Source organism: Cupriavidus cauae, assembly GCF_008632125.1.
Classification (GTDB): domain Bacteria; phylum Pseudomonadota; class Gammaproteobacteria; order Burkholderiales; family Burkholderiaceae; genus Cupriavidus; species Cupriavidus cauae.
The window spans coordinates 105839-121857 of sequence record NZ_VWRN01000015.1 but is presented as its reverse complement, the minus strand read 5'-3'; the positions used below and the strand labels follow the sequence as shown (position 1 = coordinate 121857).

Sequence of the window (16019 nt, the reverse complement as noted above, 5' to 3'; positions counted from 1 at the left end):
GGTCATGCGCCGAAGAACTGAAGGATGCGGCGCGCCGTCTCCTGCGGCCGTTCGATATGGATGAAATGGCCGACGTCCTGCATGCGATGGACCTCGGTGGTGGCCGGGAAGAACGGCATCAGGTCGTCGGCGGTCGCGTCCCAGCCCATCGGTTCCTTCTCGGAGCCGAAGATCGCCAGCATCGGGATCGGAAAACCCGGCAGCCTGTCGGTCATCCAGCGCACCCGCATCGGTCCGAAGCCGCCCACGCCGATCGCGGGGTCCAGCTTCCAGCGCCAGCCCTGCTCGTCGCGGCGCGCGCCGTGCGAGGCGATGTAGCACAGCCATTCATGGCTCAGGCGCGGGTTCATCCGGGCGCGGCGCTGTGCCAGTTCCTCGAGCGTGCCGGGCCGGCGCTCGAGCTCGCCGCTGCGGCGGCGCGCATCGAGCCAGCGGGCGATGACGGGCCCGGTCAGCGAGGACTTGCGTTCGCGTACGGCGCTGTCGGCATGCGGGCTGCGGAACGGCAGGCCGTCGATCGAAGCAAAACGGATGAACCGGTGCGGCAGCGCCTGGATCGCCTGCACCAGCAGCGAGCCGCCCTTGCTGTGGCCGACCGCCAGGCACGGCTCACGCGTGATCGAATCCGCCACCGCCAGCATGTCGCGCACATCGGCGACCCAGTTGTAGAGATCGGCGTGATCGGAATCGCCGTGGCCGCGATGGTCGTACGAGACCACGCGGTAGCCCGCATCGGCCAGCAGCGGCGCGAAGCCATCGAAGGTGCGGGCGAAATCGAGCGCGCCATGGACGAGCAGCAGCGGCGTGGCATCCGGCTCGCCCCATTCGTAGACGGCCAGCCGCAGGCCGCTGGCGTCGACCCAGCGGCGGCGGTCGGGCGCGCGCGCGCCGGGGAAGGTCCACACCGCTTCGTCGATCGAAGCCTCGCTGGTCTCCATGTCTCCACCTCGGCCGCTCCGGCGCATCGCGCCGTCGACCTGTTTCGTAACTCTGGTATGTTTCCGGCGATGCTAACACAGCGCTCGCGCTCCGCCATATTGCCTTTCAAACTGCACCGCATGGGGCATATTCGATATGCGCGCTCTGCATGGCCGATACCGTTTTCGTAAATAGCGTATTGACGGTGGCGAGCGCCCGCTTGTATAACGGCCCTGCGGCCCCGGATCGGCGCAGTCCGTATTCGGCGGCGCACGGTTCGAGCAAGGGGTTCAAGCAACGGGTTCAAGCAACGACCACGGCCCGCAGAGGCCGGCCACCGCGACAGGAGACCACCGTGGAAGACCTGGAGACGTTCCGGCAGCAGACACACGCCTGGCTGCAGGACAATTGCCCGCCCGAGATGCGGCAGCCGGTGCAGGACGACGAGGACATCTGCTGGGGCGGACGCAAGTTCCGCTTCCGCTCCGAGGCCCAGCGCCAATGGCTCGAACGGATGGCCGAGCGCGGCTGGACCGTGCCCGAATGGCCGCGCGAATACGGTGGCGGCGGCCTGAGCCGCGAACAGGCCAAGATCCTGCGCGAGGAAATGCAGCGGCTCGGCTGCCGAGTGCCGCTGCAGAGCTTCGGCATCTCGATGCTCGGGCCGGCGCTGCTCAAGTACGGCAGCGAGGCGCAGAAGCGCGAGCACCTGCCGAAGATCGCGCGCGGCGAGATCCGCTGGTGCCAGGGCTATTCCGAGCCGAACGCCGGCTCCGACCTGGCGGCGCTGCAGACCCGCGCCGAGGACCGTGGCGACCACTTCGTCGTCAACGGCCAGAAGATCTGGACCTCGTATGCCGACAAGGCCGACTGGATCTTCTGCCTGGTGCGCACCGATTTCTCCGCGCAGAAGCACACCGGCATCAGCTTCCTGCTGTTCGACATGGAGACGCCGGGCGTGACGACCCACCCGATCGTGCTGATCTCCGGCAAGTCGCCGTTCTGCGAGACCTTCTTCGACGACGTCGTGGTGCCGCGCGACCAGCTGGTCGGCGAACTCAACGGCGGCTGGGAGATCGCCAAGTATCTGCTGACCCATGAGCGCGACATGATCAGCGCGATCGGCAGCCGGGGCTTCCGGCAGCCGCTGGGGCGGCACGCCGCCAAGGCGATCGGCACCGATGCGGCCGGCCGGCTCGACGAGCCGATGCTGCGCGCGCAACTGGCCCGCTTCGAGATCGACGAGGCCGCGTTCGGTTTCGCCGGCGAACGGGTGCGCGACCTGGCGAAGCAAGGTGAAGGCATCGCGGCCTTCTCGTCGGTGCTCAAGTACTACGGCGCCGAGCTGAACAAGCGCCGCTACGAGCTCTTGATGTCGATCGGCGGCAGCGATGCGCTCGAATGGGAAAGCGAGCGCAGCCATCAGGGCGCCACCGCGCGCGCCTGGCTGCGCACCAAGGCCAATTCGATCGAGGGCGGCACCAGCGAGGTCCAGCTGAACATCGTCGCCAAGCGCATCCTGGGCCTGCCCGGCGCCTGACGCCACTGCCCCTTCCTTCCCTTCACCGGGCCGGGGCCGCGCGATCGCACGGCGCCCCGGCACCCTTCGCGGACATCGACATGGCCATCGTACTGAACGACACCCAGGACATGCTGCGCGACAGCGCGCTGACCTTCCTGCGCGAGAACGCACCGATCTCCGCGCTGCGCGCGATGCGCGACAGCGGCGATCCGGTCGGCTTCTCGCGCGAGCTGTGGCAACGCTTTGCCGACCTCGGCCTGGCCGGCGTGCTGGTGCCCGAGGCCTACGGCGGCAGCGGGCTCGGCGTGGTGGAAGCCGGCGTCATCATGGAGGCGATCGGCCGCACGCTGGCGCCCTCCCCCTTCCTCTCCACCGCGGTAATCGGCGCCTCCCTGCTGACGCACTACGGCAGCGATGCACAACGCGACGCGCTGCTGCCCGCCATCGCATCTGGCCGGCACCTGACCGCGCTGGCGCTCGACGAGGCCGGCAAGCATCGCCCGTTCCGCCTGGCCACGCGCGCGACGCCGCATGCCGGCGGCTATCGCATCGACGGCACCAAGCAGCTGGTCGTCGACGGCCACGTCGCGGATACGCTGATCGTCGCGGCGCGCACCGGCGATGCCCGGGCGGGACAAGCCACCAATGCCACCAATGCCACCAATGCCACCAATGCCGCCAACGCCGTCAATGCCGCCGGAGCCGACGACACGCAAGGCATCACGCTGCTGCTGGTGCCCCGCGCCACCCCGGGCGTGCGGATCGAACGCGTGGTATTGGCCGACGCCACGCAGGCCGCGCGCATCGTCTTCGAAGGCGTGCACGTGCCCGCGGACGCCGTACTCGGCGCAGTCGACGGCGGCGGCGCCCTGCTTGAGCGCGCGCTCGACATCGGCCGCGCGGTGCTGTCCTCCGAGCTGCTCGGCATCGCGGACGAGGCCTTCGCCCGCACGCTGGCGTATCTGAAGGAGCGCCGCCAGTTCGGCAAGATCATCGGCGAATTCCAGGCGCTGCAGCACCGCGCCGCGCATCTGTTCACCGAACTGGAACTCACTCGCGCGATCGTGCTGCGCTGCCAGCAACGGCTCGACGAATCGGCGCCGGACGGCCCCGAGCCACTGGTGTCGGCCGCCAAGGCCCGCGCCGGCGAGACCGCGACGCTGGCGGTGCAGGAAGGCGTGCAGATGCACGGCGGCATCGGCATGACCGACGAGTTCGAGATCGGCTTCTTCATGAAGCGCGCACGCACCGCGCAGGAGTGGCTGGGCGACGCGAACTTCCACGCCGATCGCTGGGCCCGGCTGCGCGGCTACTAGCCGCCGCGGCGACAAAGCAGAGGCCGCGCCGCGGCCCGCCCCCGGGAAATTCACTAGAGCGCCGGGGGCGCTTCCGGGTTGTCATCGCTTCGAACGATGAGTATGCTGGGATCGCGATTGGCGCAAAGCCGGTCGCTGTATCGTCCCGCACAAAAACTGCATTCCGCGTGCCGAAATACCGCCACAGGCAATGACCTGTGGACGGAAACAGGAGACAGCATGGCCGGAGCATCAGCAGAAATCGTGTTGCCGGTATCCCCGCCGGCATCGGCGCGCGCGGCCAGCCGCGCCCCTCGTCACGCGAGGCGTCCATGAGCGCCTACCTGATGCGCCGGCTGCTGGCGCTGCTGCCCACGCTGCTGTTCGCCAGCATCATCGTGTTCTCGATCGTGCGGCTGGTGCCGGGCGACGTGGTCGACCTGATGCTGAGCCAGAACGACATCAGCGCCGATGTGCGCAGCCGCGAGGAACTGATGCAGCTGCTCGGCCTCGACCGGCCGATGTGGGAGCAATACCTGCACTGGATCGGCAATATCGTGCTGCACGGCGATCTCGGCGTGTCGCTGTGGCAGGGCGAGCCGGTGCTGAAGATGGTGATGGCGCGCATTCCGGTGACGCTGTCGCTTGGCGCCATCGCGCTGGTGGTCGCGTTGTCGGTGGCGCTGCCGATCGGCGTGCTGTCGGCGATCCGGCAGGACAGCGCGGCCGACTACGTGGCGCGCTCGTTCTCGATCCTGATGCTGGCGGTGCCGAGCTTCTGGCTGGGCACGATGGTGATGGTGTTTCCCTCGGTCTGGTGGGGCTGGTCGCCCGAGGTTCGCTACGTGCCGTTCCGCGAAAACCCGCTGCAGCACATCGAGCAGATGCTGGTGCCGGCGATCGTGCTGGGCATGGCGCTGTCGGCGATCACGATGCGGATGACGCGCACGATGATGCTGGAGGTGCTGCGCCAGGACTATATCCGCACCGCCTGGGCCAAGGGGCTGAACGAACGGATGGTGATCCTGCGGCATGCGCTGCGCAACGCGCTGATTCCCGTGGTGACGCTGGTAGGCCTGCAGGCGCCGCTGCTGATCGGCGGCGCCGTCATCATCGAGCAGATCTTCGCGCTGCCCGGCATGGGCCTGCTGCTGCTCGACGCGGTGCATCAACGCGACTATCCGGTGATCACCGGCGTTTTCCTGGTGGTCGGCGTGGCGGTGATGCTGATCAATCTGCTGGTCGATCTCAGCTACGGTTTGTTCGATCCGAAAGTGAGGCACCGCTGATGGCACGTTCCGCGACTCCCCTGACTCCTGTCGCGCCGGTGGCGGCCGACGCCGCCGCGGCGACTGCAGCGGCTTCCGGAGCAACGGCGACAGCAACCGCAGCAACGGCAATATCGGCGTCCGCCACGGCCCGCCACTGGCCCGGCTTCGGCCTGCTGCGCCGCCTGTTCCGCGACAAGCCGCTCGGCGCGGCAGGCGCGGTGATCTGCGCGATCTTCCTGTTCTGCGGTGTCTTCGCCGATGTGCTGGCGCCCTACGGCGTCAACGAGATCAACATGCTGCATCGCCTGCAGGCGCCGTCGTGGGCCCATCCCTTCGGCACCGACAACCTCGGCCGCGACATGCTGTCGCGCTGCCTGTACGGCGCGCAGCTGTCGGTGGTGATCGGCCTGTCGGCCGCGACGCTGGCCACCGCGGTATCGGTACTGCTCGGCATCCTGACCGGCTATCTCGGCGGCAAGTTCGACCTGGTGGCGCAGCGCTTCGTCGATGCGTGGATGAGCTTTCCGGACCTGGTGATCCTGATTGTGGTGGTGTCGGTGCTCGGCCCGGGCAGCTGGCAGATCGTGGTGACGCTGGGCCTGCTGCTCGGCATCGGCGGCTCGCGCATCGTGCGCAGCGCGGTCGTCTCGGTGCGCGAGAACATGTATGTGCACGCCGCGCAGTCGATGGGCGCGTCGACGCCGCGCATCCTGTGGCGCCACATCCTGCCCAACGTGCTGCCGCCGGTGATCGTGCTGTTCACCACCCGCGTCGGTACCGCGATCCTCGCCGAGTCGGGACTGTCCTTCCTCGGCCTGGGCGTGCCGCCGCCGGCGCCGACCTGGGGCGGCATGCTGTCGGGCGACGGCCGCACCTTCATGTTCCAGGGCCCGTGGCTGGCGCTGGCGCCCGGCGCCTGCCTGACCGTGGTCGTCTACGCGATCAACGTCTACGGCGACGCGCTGCGCGACCTGCTCGATCCGCGCATGCGGGGCACGCGGTAGCGACGGTGCCCGGCAACGCGGCAACCGGTACTGCAGCACCCGGTGCCACGGCAGCCGTGAACACGGCGCCCGGCAGCACGGCACGGACTCACCCCCTACAAGAACAGAGACAGGAGACAGCGATGATCGACAACGACAAGGCGGTCCACCGCACGGCGAAACGGGCAGCGGCCATCGCCGCGGCTGTCGCGCTGGCCGGAATGGCCGTGACCGCCGGCAGCGCCATCGCGCAGGCCGAGGCGCCGAAATACGGCGGCACCGTGGAGATCGGCTCGGTCTACCCGACCATCTCCGCCCTGTCGTGGGATCTCGCCGACTGGAACTGGAAGCAGAACTACGACACCGGCCAGGTCTACGAGCATCTGTTCGCCGCCGACCTGAGCAAGGCCAAGCGCAACGGCGGCAAGTACGCCTTCCAGGCCGATGCCTGGCTGCCGGAGGACGCGATCCGCGGCGAGCTGGCCGAGTCGTGGAAATGGACCGATCCGCTGACGCTCGAGGTCAAGCTGCGCAAGGGCGTCAAGTTCCCCGCCAAGCCCGGCGTGATGGAAGAGCGCGAACTGGTCGCCGAGGATGTGGTGTTCAGCTACAGCCGGCAGGAGGCCAGCGCGAAGAAGATCCCGACGTACTTCGATCACCTGAGCAAGGTCGAGGCGCGCGACAAGCACACGGTGGTGTTCCGCTTCAAGGAATTCAACGCCGAATGGGACTACCGCTTCGGCTGGGGCTACTACTCCGGGATCATGCCCAAGGAGGTGGCCACGGCCGGCGCCGCCAACTGGAAGAACGTCAACGGCACGGGCCCGTTCACGCTGACGCAGTTCGTGCAGGGCAACGCCAGCACCTACACGAAGAATCCGCAGTACTGGGACAGCGAGCGCATCGGCAACAAGGACTACAAGCTGCCCTTCGTCGACAAGGTGGTGCTGCGCACGATCAAGGACGAGGCCACGCGCAACACCATGCTGCGCACCGGCAAGCTCGACATCATGGAGGGCCTGCGCTGGACCGCGGTGGACGAACTCAAGCGCAGCGCGCCGCAGCTGCAGTGGTCGCGCTGGCTGTCGTACACGGGCCAGTATCTGGCGCTGCGGGTCGACACCAAGCCGTTCAACGATATCCGCGTCCGGCGGGCGCTGAACATGGCGATCAACAAGCAGGAGATCGTCAAGCAGTACTACGGCGGCAACGCCGAGCTGTTCGCCTATCCGCAGCATCCCGACTATGTCGGTTACTACGAGCCGCTCAGCGCGATGCCGGACAACGTCAAGGAGCTGTTTACCTACAATCCGGACAAGGCACGCAAGCTGCTGGCCGAGGCCGGCTATCCGAAGGGCTTCACCTTCAAGGTGCAGGTGTGCGCCTGCAGCCCGGACCATATGGAGCTGCTGCCGCTGATCGCCGCCTACCTCGAACAGGTGGGCGTGCGCATCCAGATCCAGCCGATGGAGTACGGCGCCTTCCTGTCGGCGATGACGACCAAGACCAACGCGCCCGGCTACATGATGAACAACGGCCACACCAATCCGACCACGACGATCCGCAAGAGCTTCGTCAGCGGCCAGGTGTGGAACGCCTCGCAGTGGAACGATCCGAAGTTCGACAAGCGCGTCGAGGAAGCCTTCGAGCTGCGCGACGTCGGCAAGCGGCAGGAGGCGCTGCGCGCGCTGACGCGCGAGATCGTCGCGCAGGCGCCGTATATCTGGCTGCCGACGCAGTACGTCTATACGGCCTGGTGGCCGTGGGTCAAGAACTACGGCGGCGAACTGCGTGCCGGCGCGGTGCGGCCCGGACCGATCTACGCGCGGCTGTGGATCGATCAGGAGATGAAGAAGAAGATGGGCTTCTGAGCCCAAACCCGCCCAAGCCCGCACACGCCGCCGGCAGCTTTGCCCGATGCCGGCGCCAACCTCGCACCACCAGGAGCAAGCGATGACGCAGCCGATCCTGCAGGTCCGCGACCTGACCACGCGCTTTCGCACCGATCGCGGCGTGGTCACCGCGGTCGATCAGGTCTCCTTCGACGTGGCGCCCGGAGAGACGCTCGCCATCGTCGGCGAATCGGGCTCAGGCAAGAGCGTGACGGCGCTGTCGATCCTGGGGCTGATCCCGCGTCCGGCCGGCTCGATCGACGCCGGCGAGATCCTGTTCGACGGGCAGGACCTGCTCAAGCTCGACGCCGACGCGATGCGCGCGATCCGCGGCAATCGCATCGCGATGATCTTCCAGGAGCCGATGTCGTCGATGAATCCGGCGCTGACGATCGGCAAGCAGATCGCCGAGCCGATCCAGCTGCATCAGAAGCTGCCGTGGAAGACCGCGCTCGGCATGGCCGCCGAGCTGCTCGGCCAGGTGCAGATCCCCGAGCCGGCCAGCCGCCTCAATGCCTATCCGCACCAGTTCTCCGGCGGCATGCGGCAGCGCGCGATGATCGCGATGGCGCTGGCCTGCAAGCCGCAGCTGATCATCGCCGACGAGCCGACCACCGCGCTCGACGTCACGGTGCAGGCGCAGATCCTCGATCTGCTGAAGGACCTGGCGCAGCGGCTCGGCACCGCGCTGATCCTGATCACGCACGACCTCGGCGTGGTGGCGCGCTACGCCGATCGCGTCGCGGTGATGTACGGCGGTCGCCTGGTCGAGATGGCTTCGGCCGACGACCTGTACCGCCAGCCGCGCCATCCGTACACGCGCGGGCTGATGGCCTGCGTGCCGCGGCTCGATGGCGATACCAGCCAGGCGCTGGTGCCGATCGAGGGCCAGCCGCCCGACCTGACCGCGCTCGGTCCCGGCTGCGCGTTCCAGCCGCGCTGCGCGCTGGCCCAGGCGCAATGCCGCGTCACGCGCCCGATGCTGCGGACCACCGGCGGCCGCGGCCTGTCCGTTCACCTGAATGCGTGCCACCTGCAGGAGACGCCATGACCGCCACCGCCGCGCTCGACACGCCCGCCATGAAGGACGCCGCCTTGAACGCCGGCGGCATGCCGCTCGCCGCCCCGGCTCCGGCGCCCAGCCCGCGCACCATCGGCCGCGAGATCCTGCGCGTGCAGGACCTGAAGGTGCACTTCCCGGTCACGCGCGGCGTGGTGTTCAAGCGCCAGGTCGGCTCGGTCAAGGCCGTCGACGGTGTCTCCTTCACGCTGCGCCAGGGCGAAACGCTGGGCCTGGTCGGCGAAAGCGGCTGCGGCAAGTCGACCACCGGCCTGGCGATCCTGAAGATGCTGGCCGCCAGCGGCGGGCACATCGACTACGACGGCACCGATCTGGCCCGGATGACGCGCGCGCAGGAGAAGCATTTCCGCCGCAGCGTGCAGATGGTCTACCAGGACCCGTTCGGCTCGCTGAACCCGCGCATGAAGGTGCGCGACATCGTGGCCGAGCCGCTCGAGATCCATGGCATGGCCGGCGATCGCGCGGCCGTGCGGGCGCGCGTGGGCGAGCTGCTGGAGATGGTCGGGCTGCTACCGTATATGGCGGACCGCTATCCGCACGAGTTCTCCGGCGGGCAACGCCAGCGCATCGGCATCGCCCGTGCGCTGGCGCTCAAGCCCGGCGTGATCGTCTGCGACGAGCCGGTGTCGGCGCTGGACGTCTCGATCCAGGCGCAGGTGGTCAATGTCTTCATGGACCTGCAGCGGCGGCTCGGGCTGTCGTACCTGTTCATTGCGCACGACCTGGCGGTGGTGCGCCATATCAGCGACCGCATCGCGGTGATGTACCTGGGCCGCATCGTCGAGATCGCCGATCGCGACGCGCTCTATGCGCAGCCGCGCCACCCCTACACGCAGGCGCTGCTGTCGGCGGTGCCGGTGGCCAATGTCCAGGCGGAACGGCAACGCAAGCGCATCGTGCTGCGGGGCGAGGTGCCCAGCCCGATGCATCCGCCGTCGGGCTGCCGCTTTCATACGCGTTGCCCGGTGGCGATGGAGCGCTGCAAATCGCAGGAGCCGGCGCTGCGCGACAGCGGCGACGGGCAGATGGTGGCGTGCCATCTGTATGACTAATCTTGACGGCTGGTCGGCTCGGTCGACCGAGCCGGCGGCGCCGAACTCCGCAGCACCGCCACGCCGCTACGCCGGCGACAGGATCCCCATCAGCAGCGGCCGCACGAACAGGTCGGCCGCGTTGTCGGCCGAGGCATCGCGCACCCAGCGGCGCAGCTCGACCGCGGCGTTGATCATGCCGTTGATCTGCAGGGCGGCGATCGACTGGTCCAGCGGCCGGATCGAACCATCCTGCATGCCCTGCACCAGGAATCGCACGAAGCGTGCCGACAGCCGGTTCATCGTCAGCATCTTCTCCTTGCGCATTTCCTCGGGCAAGGCGCCATAGATCGTCAGCCGCAGCAGCGGCCCCTGGCTGGAGAACTGGTAGTGGACCAGCGCGCGCGTGACCGCGCACAGCTTGTCCCAGCCGGTGCCCGACCCGTTCTCGACCAGCGTCTGCGTGCTGCGTATCACGTCGAACATCCGATCGAAGCAGGCGCCGATCAGGTCGTCCTTGTTCTCGTTGTGGTGGTAGAACGACCCCTTGGTCAGATTGAGCCGGGCGGAGATGCGGTCAGCCGAGGCGCCTCGGTAGCCCTGCTCGTTCAGCAGTTCGGTGGCGGCGCGCAGGAAGGCCTGCTGCGTGGTTTCCGGCTGGTCCAGGCAAGGCAGCAGCGCGGCGGTATCGAGCGTCGGCTGCCAGCGCGCCGCACGCGAGCCGATGCCGTGCAGCAGCAGATCGATCACCGACTCGGCGACCTTCGGATAGTCCTCGGGCTCGTAGCGCTCGATCCAGACCATCGCGCCCGTCGCCAGCGACAGCAGCAGGTGGGCGCGCGCGCTGAGCACGCTGCGCTCGGCCGCGTCGACCGGCGTGCGCTCGCGCAGCAGTTGGCGGATGCGGCGGAACATGTCGTTGTACGCGCTGAACGCGACCTCGGCATGGCTGTCGGGCAGCGTGCGGATCTCGCGGAAGCTCATCAGCTCCGGACGTTCTCCGGTGGCCGTCAGCGCGAGCCGCGCGAAGAACAAGCGGATGAAGCCCGCCACCCGCTCGCCCGGCGTGGGCAGCTCGCTCGCCTGCGCCGCGATGCCGACCATCTCGTCGATGGTCCGCAACAGGCAGGCGACCACCAGGTCTTCCTTCTTGCGGTAGTAGTAGGTGATGCTGTTCGTGCTCAGGCCCACGTCCTGCGCGACATCCGACAGCGTGGTGCCGCGCACGCCCTTGCGATTGAAGCGCATCGCGGCCGCATCGAGAATGGTCTCGCGCTTCTCGACATAGCGGCGCGTCGGGCGGGCTTCGACAGGGTCCTTGAGCATGGAGGGGAGCGTTGGGCAGTCGATCGGTCGGCGGATTATAGCGGGCGGGTGGCGGCCACCCTGACGCCTCATGCCATCGCCTTGCCCCCACGAAACCCATCCCGCAGTTCGCGCTTGAGCACCTTGCCGATCGCGCTACGCGGCAGCTGCGCGCACAGCTCCAGCGCGGCGAGCCGCTGGGTCTTGCCGACCTGCGCATTGACCCATTCGCGCAGCGCCTCGGCATCGACTGCCGCGCCCTGGCGCAACACCACGAAGGCCACCGGCGTCTCGCCCCAGCTTTGCGAAGGCACGCCGACCACCGCGCATTCGACCACGTCCGCATGCTGCTGCAGCACCGCCTCGAGGTCGCTCGGATAGATGTTGAAGCCGCCGCTGATGATCATGTCCTTCTTGCGGTCCATCAGCGTCAGGAAGCCGTCCTCGTCGAAGCGGCCGACGTCGCCCGTGCGGATAAAGCGCTTGCCGGTGGCGTCATACCACTCCGCGGCGGCGGTCTTGTCGGGCTGCTTGTGATAGCCCGCCATGATGGTGTTCGAATGCCCCACCACCTCGCCGATCTGGCCGACCGGCACCTCGTTGCCGTCGTCGTCGATCAGCCGGATGTCGTGCCCTTCCATCGGCTTGCCGACGGTATGGAGCTTGTCCGGAAACTCGTGGGCGGCCAGCACGCAGCTGCCGCCGCCTTCGGTCATGCCGTAGTACTCGACCAGTCCACCCGGCCAGCGGCGCAGAATGTCGGCCTTCAGCGCCGCGCCGAGCGGGGCGCTGGTCGAGAACTTCATCCGGAACGACGACAGGTCGTAGCGATCGAAATCCTCCCTGGCCAGCAGCCGCTGGTATTGCACCGGGACCAGCATCGCGTGCGTGACGCGGTGCCGCTCGGCCAGTTCGAGATAGCGTTGCGCATCGAACTTCGGCATCAGCACCACGGTGCCGCCGAGCGCCAGCGTCGGAATGAAGCTGACCAGCGTGGTGTTCGAATACAGCGGCGTGGCGATCAGCGTCACCGCGTCGGGCCCGTAGCCGCCGCTCTCGTGCGTGCGGCGGATCTGGTTCCAGCGCAGCGCGTGGTCGTGCACGATGCCCTTGGGCGCGCCCGTGGTGCCGGACGAATAGATGATGTTGAAGACCTGCCCCTCGCGCAGCGGCGTCTCGCGCGGCCGGCTGCCGGCCGGCGCCAGCCAGTCGGCGAAGGCCTTGCCGGTCTGCGCGCCGCCCAGTCCGATGCGCGGCACCGTGGCTTCGATGCCGGCGCCCTGCAGGGCGTCGAGCACCGGCGCGTCGACGAACAGCAGCCTCGCATCCGAATCGGCGATCATGCCGGCCAGTGCCTGCGGGGTCGACGACGGTGCCAGCGGTGCGATCGCCACGCCGGCGCGCAGCCCGCCCAGGAACACCGCCGCGTACTCGATCGACGCGGCGGCGCAGATCGCCAGCGCATCGCCCGGCTGCAGGCCATCGCGCTGCAGGGCCGCCGCGACGCGGTCGACCAGTTCGTCGAACTCGCGATACGACAGGCTGGCGCGATCGTCGATGACGGCGGGATGCGCGGGACGGGCGTTGGCGTGGGCACGGACGCAGTCGGCGAGATTGCCGAGCGGCTGGTCCAGCAGGGACGCGATCTGCATGGCGGGAAGTCTCCGTGATGGGGCCGGCCCGATGCATGCGCCATGGCGAGGCGCATCCACGCAAGGCACGCGAATCTGGCCGACCTCTTTTTCTAATTCGGTCAGCGCTCATTGTAAGCGCTACATCTATCCCGTGCAGTTATCGGTTCCACGAGTATACGGGCCCATACCGTAACAACGAATCGGGGTATGGACCACCTCGATCGGCTCGATTGGCTCGATCGCTCGATCGGCTTGCTCAACTCGACGACGCGGCCTGCCCCCGCCGTGCCGCCTCGATCGTGGCGATGTCGATCTTCTTCATCGTCATCATCGCGTCGAAGGCGCGCTTGGCCGCCGCGCGATCGGAACTCGTCACCGCATCGAGCAGCGCCCGCGGGGTGATCTGCCACGACAGGCCCCAGCGGTCCTTGCACCAGCCGCATTCGCTTTCCTGGCCGCCATTCGAGACGATCGCGTTCCACAGGCGGTCGGTCTCGGCCTGGTCCTCGGTCCTGACCAGGAAGGAGAAGGATTCGTTGTGCTTGAAATGCGGGCCGCCGTTCAGCCCGAGGCAAGGGATGCCGATCACGGTGAACTCGACCATCAGGACATTGCCCTCCTTGCCGTCGGGATAGTCGCCCGGCGCACGGTGGACGGCGCCGACAGCGCTGTCGGGAAAGGTCTGGGCATAGAAGTTGGCGGCGTCGAGCGCGTCGCCGTCGTACCACAGACAGATGGTGTTCTTGCTGGTCATTTCGCGTCTCCTGGAGAAATGGGCGCCGGCATCGGGCCCGACATCGGCACGAATTAGCCTATACCCATTTCCGCCGATCGGAGACGCCGGACGGAAGATGTCCGCCTGGAGGTGTCCGCCTGGAGGTGTCCGCCTGGAGGTGTCCGCCCGGAGGTGTCCACCCGGAGATGTTCGCCCGGAGATGTTCGCCCGGAGATGTCCGCCGGGAGACGTCCGCCCGGGAGACGTACGGCGGCAGACGTACGACGGGGGATGCCCGCCGCCCGGCCCTACTTGATCCGCTGCTTCTCCAGCTTGCGCGCCAGCGTGCGGCGGTGCATGCCGAGCCGGCGCGCCGCCTCGGAGATATTGAAGCCGGTGGCGGCCAGCGTCTCGTGGATGTGCTCCCACTCGAGCGTCTTGATCGAGGTGGGACGGCCGGTGACCTCGACGTCCACATCGCCGGTGGCGCGCTCGAAGGCGGCCTCGATGTCGTCGGTGGTCGACGGCTTGGCCAGATAGTGGCAGGCGCCGAGCTTGACCGCCTCGACCGCGGTGGCAATGCTGGCGTAGCCGGTCAGCACCACGATCAGCATGTCCGCATCGTGCGCATGCAGCGCCTGCACGCAGGCCAGGCCCGAGGCCTCGCCCTTGAGCTTCAGGTCCACCACCGCATAGCCCGGCGAATGCTCCTTCAGCAGTTCCTTCATCCCTTCGAGGCTGGTCGCATGCAGGACCTGATAGCCGCGCCGCTCGAACGAGCGGCGCAACGTGCGGGCGAAGGCCGCGTCGTCCTCGACGATCATCAGCACGCGACCGGCCTCGGCCTGCGGCTGGGTCGTCTGGGTCGATTGATCGGCCGCAGCGGCGTCGCGCTCGGGATCATTGGGCTGCATCTTCGGCCTCCTCTTCCAGCGTGATTGCCGCCAGCGGCAGCTTCATCGTCACCATCGCGCCGCCTTGCGGACGGTTGTGCGCGGCCACGCTGCCGCCCAGCGTGCGGGCGACATTGACGACCAGGAACAGCCCCAGTCCGCCGCCCGGCCGGCCCTTGCTCGACTGATAGGGCTTGCCCAGCCGCTCGAGCATCTGCGGCGCGAAGCCGGGGCCTTCGTCGAGCACCGACAGCACCAGCGTATCATCCTCGCGCCGCACGTCGAAGCCGACCCAGCGCGGCGAGGCCTCCAGCGCGTTGTCGAGCACGTTGCAGACCATCTGCTTGATGGCCGAGTCCGACAGGATCGGCAGGTCCTGGCCGAAGCGGTATTCGTAGGAGAACTCGCCGACCGGCCGCGTCGCGCGCCATTCGGCGACCAGATCGTCGACGAAGCGGCGCACCGTGGTTTCGGTCAGCGCCTCGCCGCGCGCCTCGCCCGCCGACAGCAGGATGCCGCTGACGATGGACTTGCAGCGCTGCACCTGGGTCTGCATCTCGCCGAGTTCCTGCAGCAGTTCCGGGTCCTTCGAGAACGGTTCCATGCGGCGCCAGTCGGACAGGATCACCGCCAGCGTGGCCAGCGGCGTGCCGAGTTCATGCGCGGCGCCGGAGGCCAGCAGGCCCATGCGGACGATATGTTCTTCCTCGGCGGCGCGCTGGCGCAGGTCGGCCAGATGCTCGTCGCGGGCGCGCAGATTGCGCATGATCCGCGTGATGAAGACCACCAGCAGGGCCGCGTTCAGCACGAAGCAGATCAGCATGCCCTGGATATAGAGGCTGGCGAGCCCCTGCTCGTGATCCGGCGGCAGCGCCAGCGGCTTGCCGACCAGCGCCAGGCCCGCGAAGCACGAGGCGGTGACCACCACGATCACCCAGATCGACCACGCCTGCAGCAGCACCGCGCCGAGGATCACCTGCAGCAGGTAGAGGAAGACAAAGGGATTGGAGGCGCCGCCGCTCAGGTACAGCAGCGCGGTCAGCATGCCGATATCGACCAGCAGCGAGACGAACAGCTGCGTCTGCGAGACCTCGGCGACGAAGCGCAGCCGCAGCAGGCTCAGCGCGTTGAAGGCGATCAGGCCGAGCAGCACCGCCAGCATCTGGTTGACCGGCAGCGGCACGTCGAGGCCGAAATGCACCACGCTGATGGTGGCGACCTGGCCGAGCACCGCGATCCAGCGCAGCTCGATCAGCTGCTCCATGTTCTTGCGGGCGGTCGCGTCGAGCGCGCGCTCGCCCCGCCGCTCGGGGGCCGGGGCGCCCTTGGCGGCGGACAGCGCGGCGCCCGCGGGCTTCGGAGGGGAATCGGTGGAAAGAGGCATCAATCAGGGTCGAAGCAGGATGGCGCCGGGGCTCGAAGCGAGCCGCCGCGGCGCGGGCCGTGGCATGCCGTACATGCCAGACATGCCGGACGTGC

General features: G+C 68.3%; 13 protein-coding genes. 7 read left to right on the top strand and 6 right to left on the bottom strand.

Going from position 1 to position 16019, the window contains the following annotated elements:
• Nucleotides 1-2: 2 nt before the first annotated feature.
• Entirely contained in the window at nucleotides 3-938 is a 936-nt protein-coding gene (locus F1599_RS04025) for an alpha/beta fold hydrolase (RefSeq protein WP_149319589.1), read from the bottom strand.
• Between the two features lie 335 nt (nucleotides 939-1273).
• On the opposite strand from F1599_RS04025, the gene F1599_RS04020 reads away from it, so the two are divergent.
• The 7 genes from F1599_RS04020 (at nucleotide 1274) to F1599_RS03990 (ending at nucleotide 10014) form a co-directional block, all read left to right on the top strand.
• Nucleotides 1274-2458 carry an acyl-CoA dehydrogenase family protein gene (locus F1599_RS04020; protein ID WP_150082257.1) on the top strand — a complete coding sequence of 395 codons (1185 nt, stop codon included), beginning with the start codon at nucleotides 1274-1276 and terminating at the stop codon, nucleotides 2456-2458.
• An 80-nt stretch (nucleotides 2459-2538) separates the two neighbouring features.
• The gene (locus tag F1599_RS04015; protein ID WP_150082256.1) at nucleotides 2539-3756 is read left to right on the top strand and encodes an acyl-CoA dehydrogenase family protein; all 1218 of its coding nucleotides are present in this window, start codon (nucleotides 2539-2541) and stop codon (nucleotides 3754-3756) included.
• 311 nt (nucleotides 3757-4067) lie between these two features.
• Entirely contained in the window at nucleotides 4068-5024 is a 957-nt protein-coding gene (locus F1599_RS04010; RefSeq protein WP_149319586.1) for an ABC transporter permease, read from the top strand.
• A 152-nt stretch (nucleotides 5025-5176) separates the two neighbouring features.
• Nucleotides 5177-6010: an ABC transporter permease gene (locus tag F1599_RS04005; protein ID WP_187829282.1), complete on the top strand. Its 834-nt coding sequence runs from the start codon at nucleotides 5177-5179 to the stop codon at nucleotides 6008-6010.
• 122 nt (nucleotides 6011-6132) lie between these two features.
• Nucleotides 6133-7860, top strand: a complete 1728-nt coding sequence (locus tag F1599_RS04000; RefSeq protein WP_149319585.1) for an ABC transporter substrate-binding protein — start codon at nucleotides 6133-6135, stop codon at nucleotides 7858-7860.
• Between the two features lie 82 nt (nucleotides 7861-7942).
• Complete coding sequence (locus F1599_RS03995) at nucleotides 7943-8932, top strand: ABC transporter ATP-binding protein (RefSeq protein WP_149319584.1); 990 nt, start codon at nucleotides 7943-7945, stop codon at nucleotides 8930-8932.
• The gene (locus F1599_RS03990) at nucleotides 8929-10014 is read left to right on the top strand and encodes an ABC transporter ATP-binding protein (RefSeq protein ID WP_283949978.1); all 1086 of its coding nucleotides are present in this window, start codon (nucleotides 8929-8931) and stop codon (nucleotides 10012-10014) included. Before F1599_RS03995 ends, F1599_RS03990 begins: the two co-directional genes overlap by 4 nt.
• Before the next feature lie 66 nt (nucleotides 10015-10080).
• On the opposite strand, the gene F1599_RS03985 is transcribed toward F1599_RS03990, so the two are convergent.
• The 5 genes from F1599_RS03985 to F1599_RS03965 form a co-directional block, all read right to left on the bottom strand.
• Nucleotides 10081-11319, bottom strand: coding sequence for a TetR/AcrR family transcriptional regulator (locus tag F1599_RS03985; protein WP_150082255.1), 1239 nt, complete (start codon nucleotides 11317-11319; stop codon nucleotides 10081-10083).
• A 68-nt stretch (nucleotides 11320-11387) separates the two neighbouring features.
• On the bottom strand, nucleotides 11388-12950 hold the full coding sequence (locus tag F1599_RS03980; protein ID WP_190286295.1) for a class I adenylate-forming enzyme family protein: 1563 nt from the start codon (nucleotides 12948-12950) through the stop codon (nucleotides 11388-11390).
• 238 nt (nucleotides 12951-13188) lie between these two features.
• Nucleotides 13189-13686: a VOC family protein gene (locus F1599_RS03975; protein WP_149319582.1), complete on the bottom strand. Its 498-nt coding sequence runs from the start codon at nucleotides 13684-13686 to the stop codon at nucleotides 13189-13191.
• 269 nt (nucleotides 13687-13955) lie between these two features.
• Nucleotides 13956-14471: a response regulator transcription factor gene (locus F1599_RS03970; protein WP_150082283.1), complete on the bottom strand. Its 516-nt coding sequence runs from the start codon at nucleotides 14469-14471 to the stop codon at nucleotides 13956-13958.
• Between the two features lie 76 nt (nucleotides 14472-14547).
• The gene (locus F1599_RS03965) at nucleotides 14548-15924 is read right to left on the bottom strand and encodes an ATP-binding protein (RefSeq protein ID WP_150082254.1); all 1377 of its coding nucleotides are present in this window, start codon (nucleotides 15922-15924) and stop codon (nucleotides 14548-14550) included.
• Nucleotides 15925-16019 lie beyond the last annotated feature (95 nt).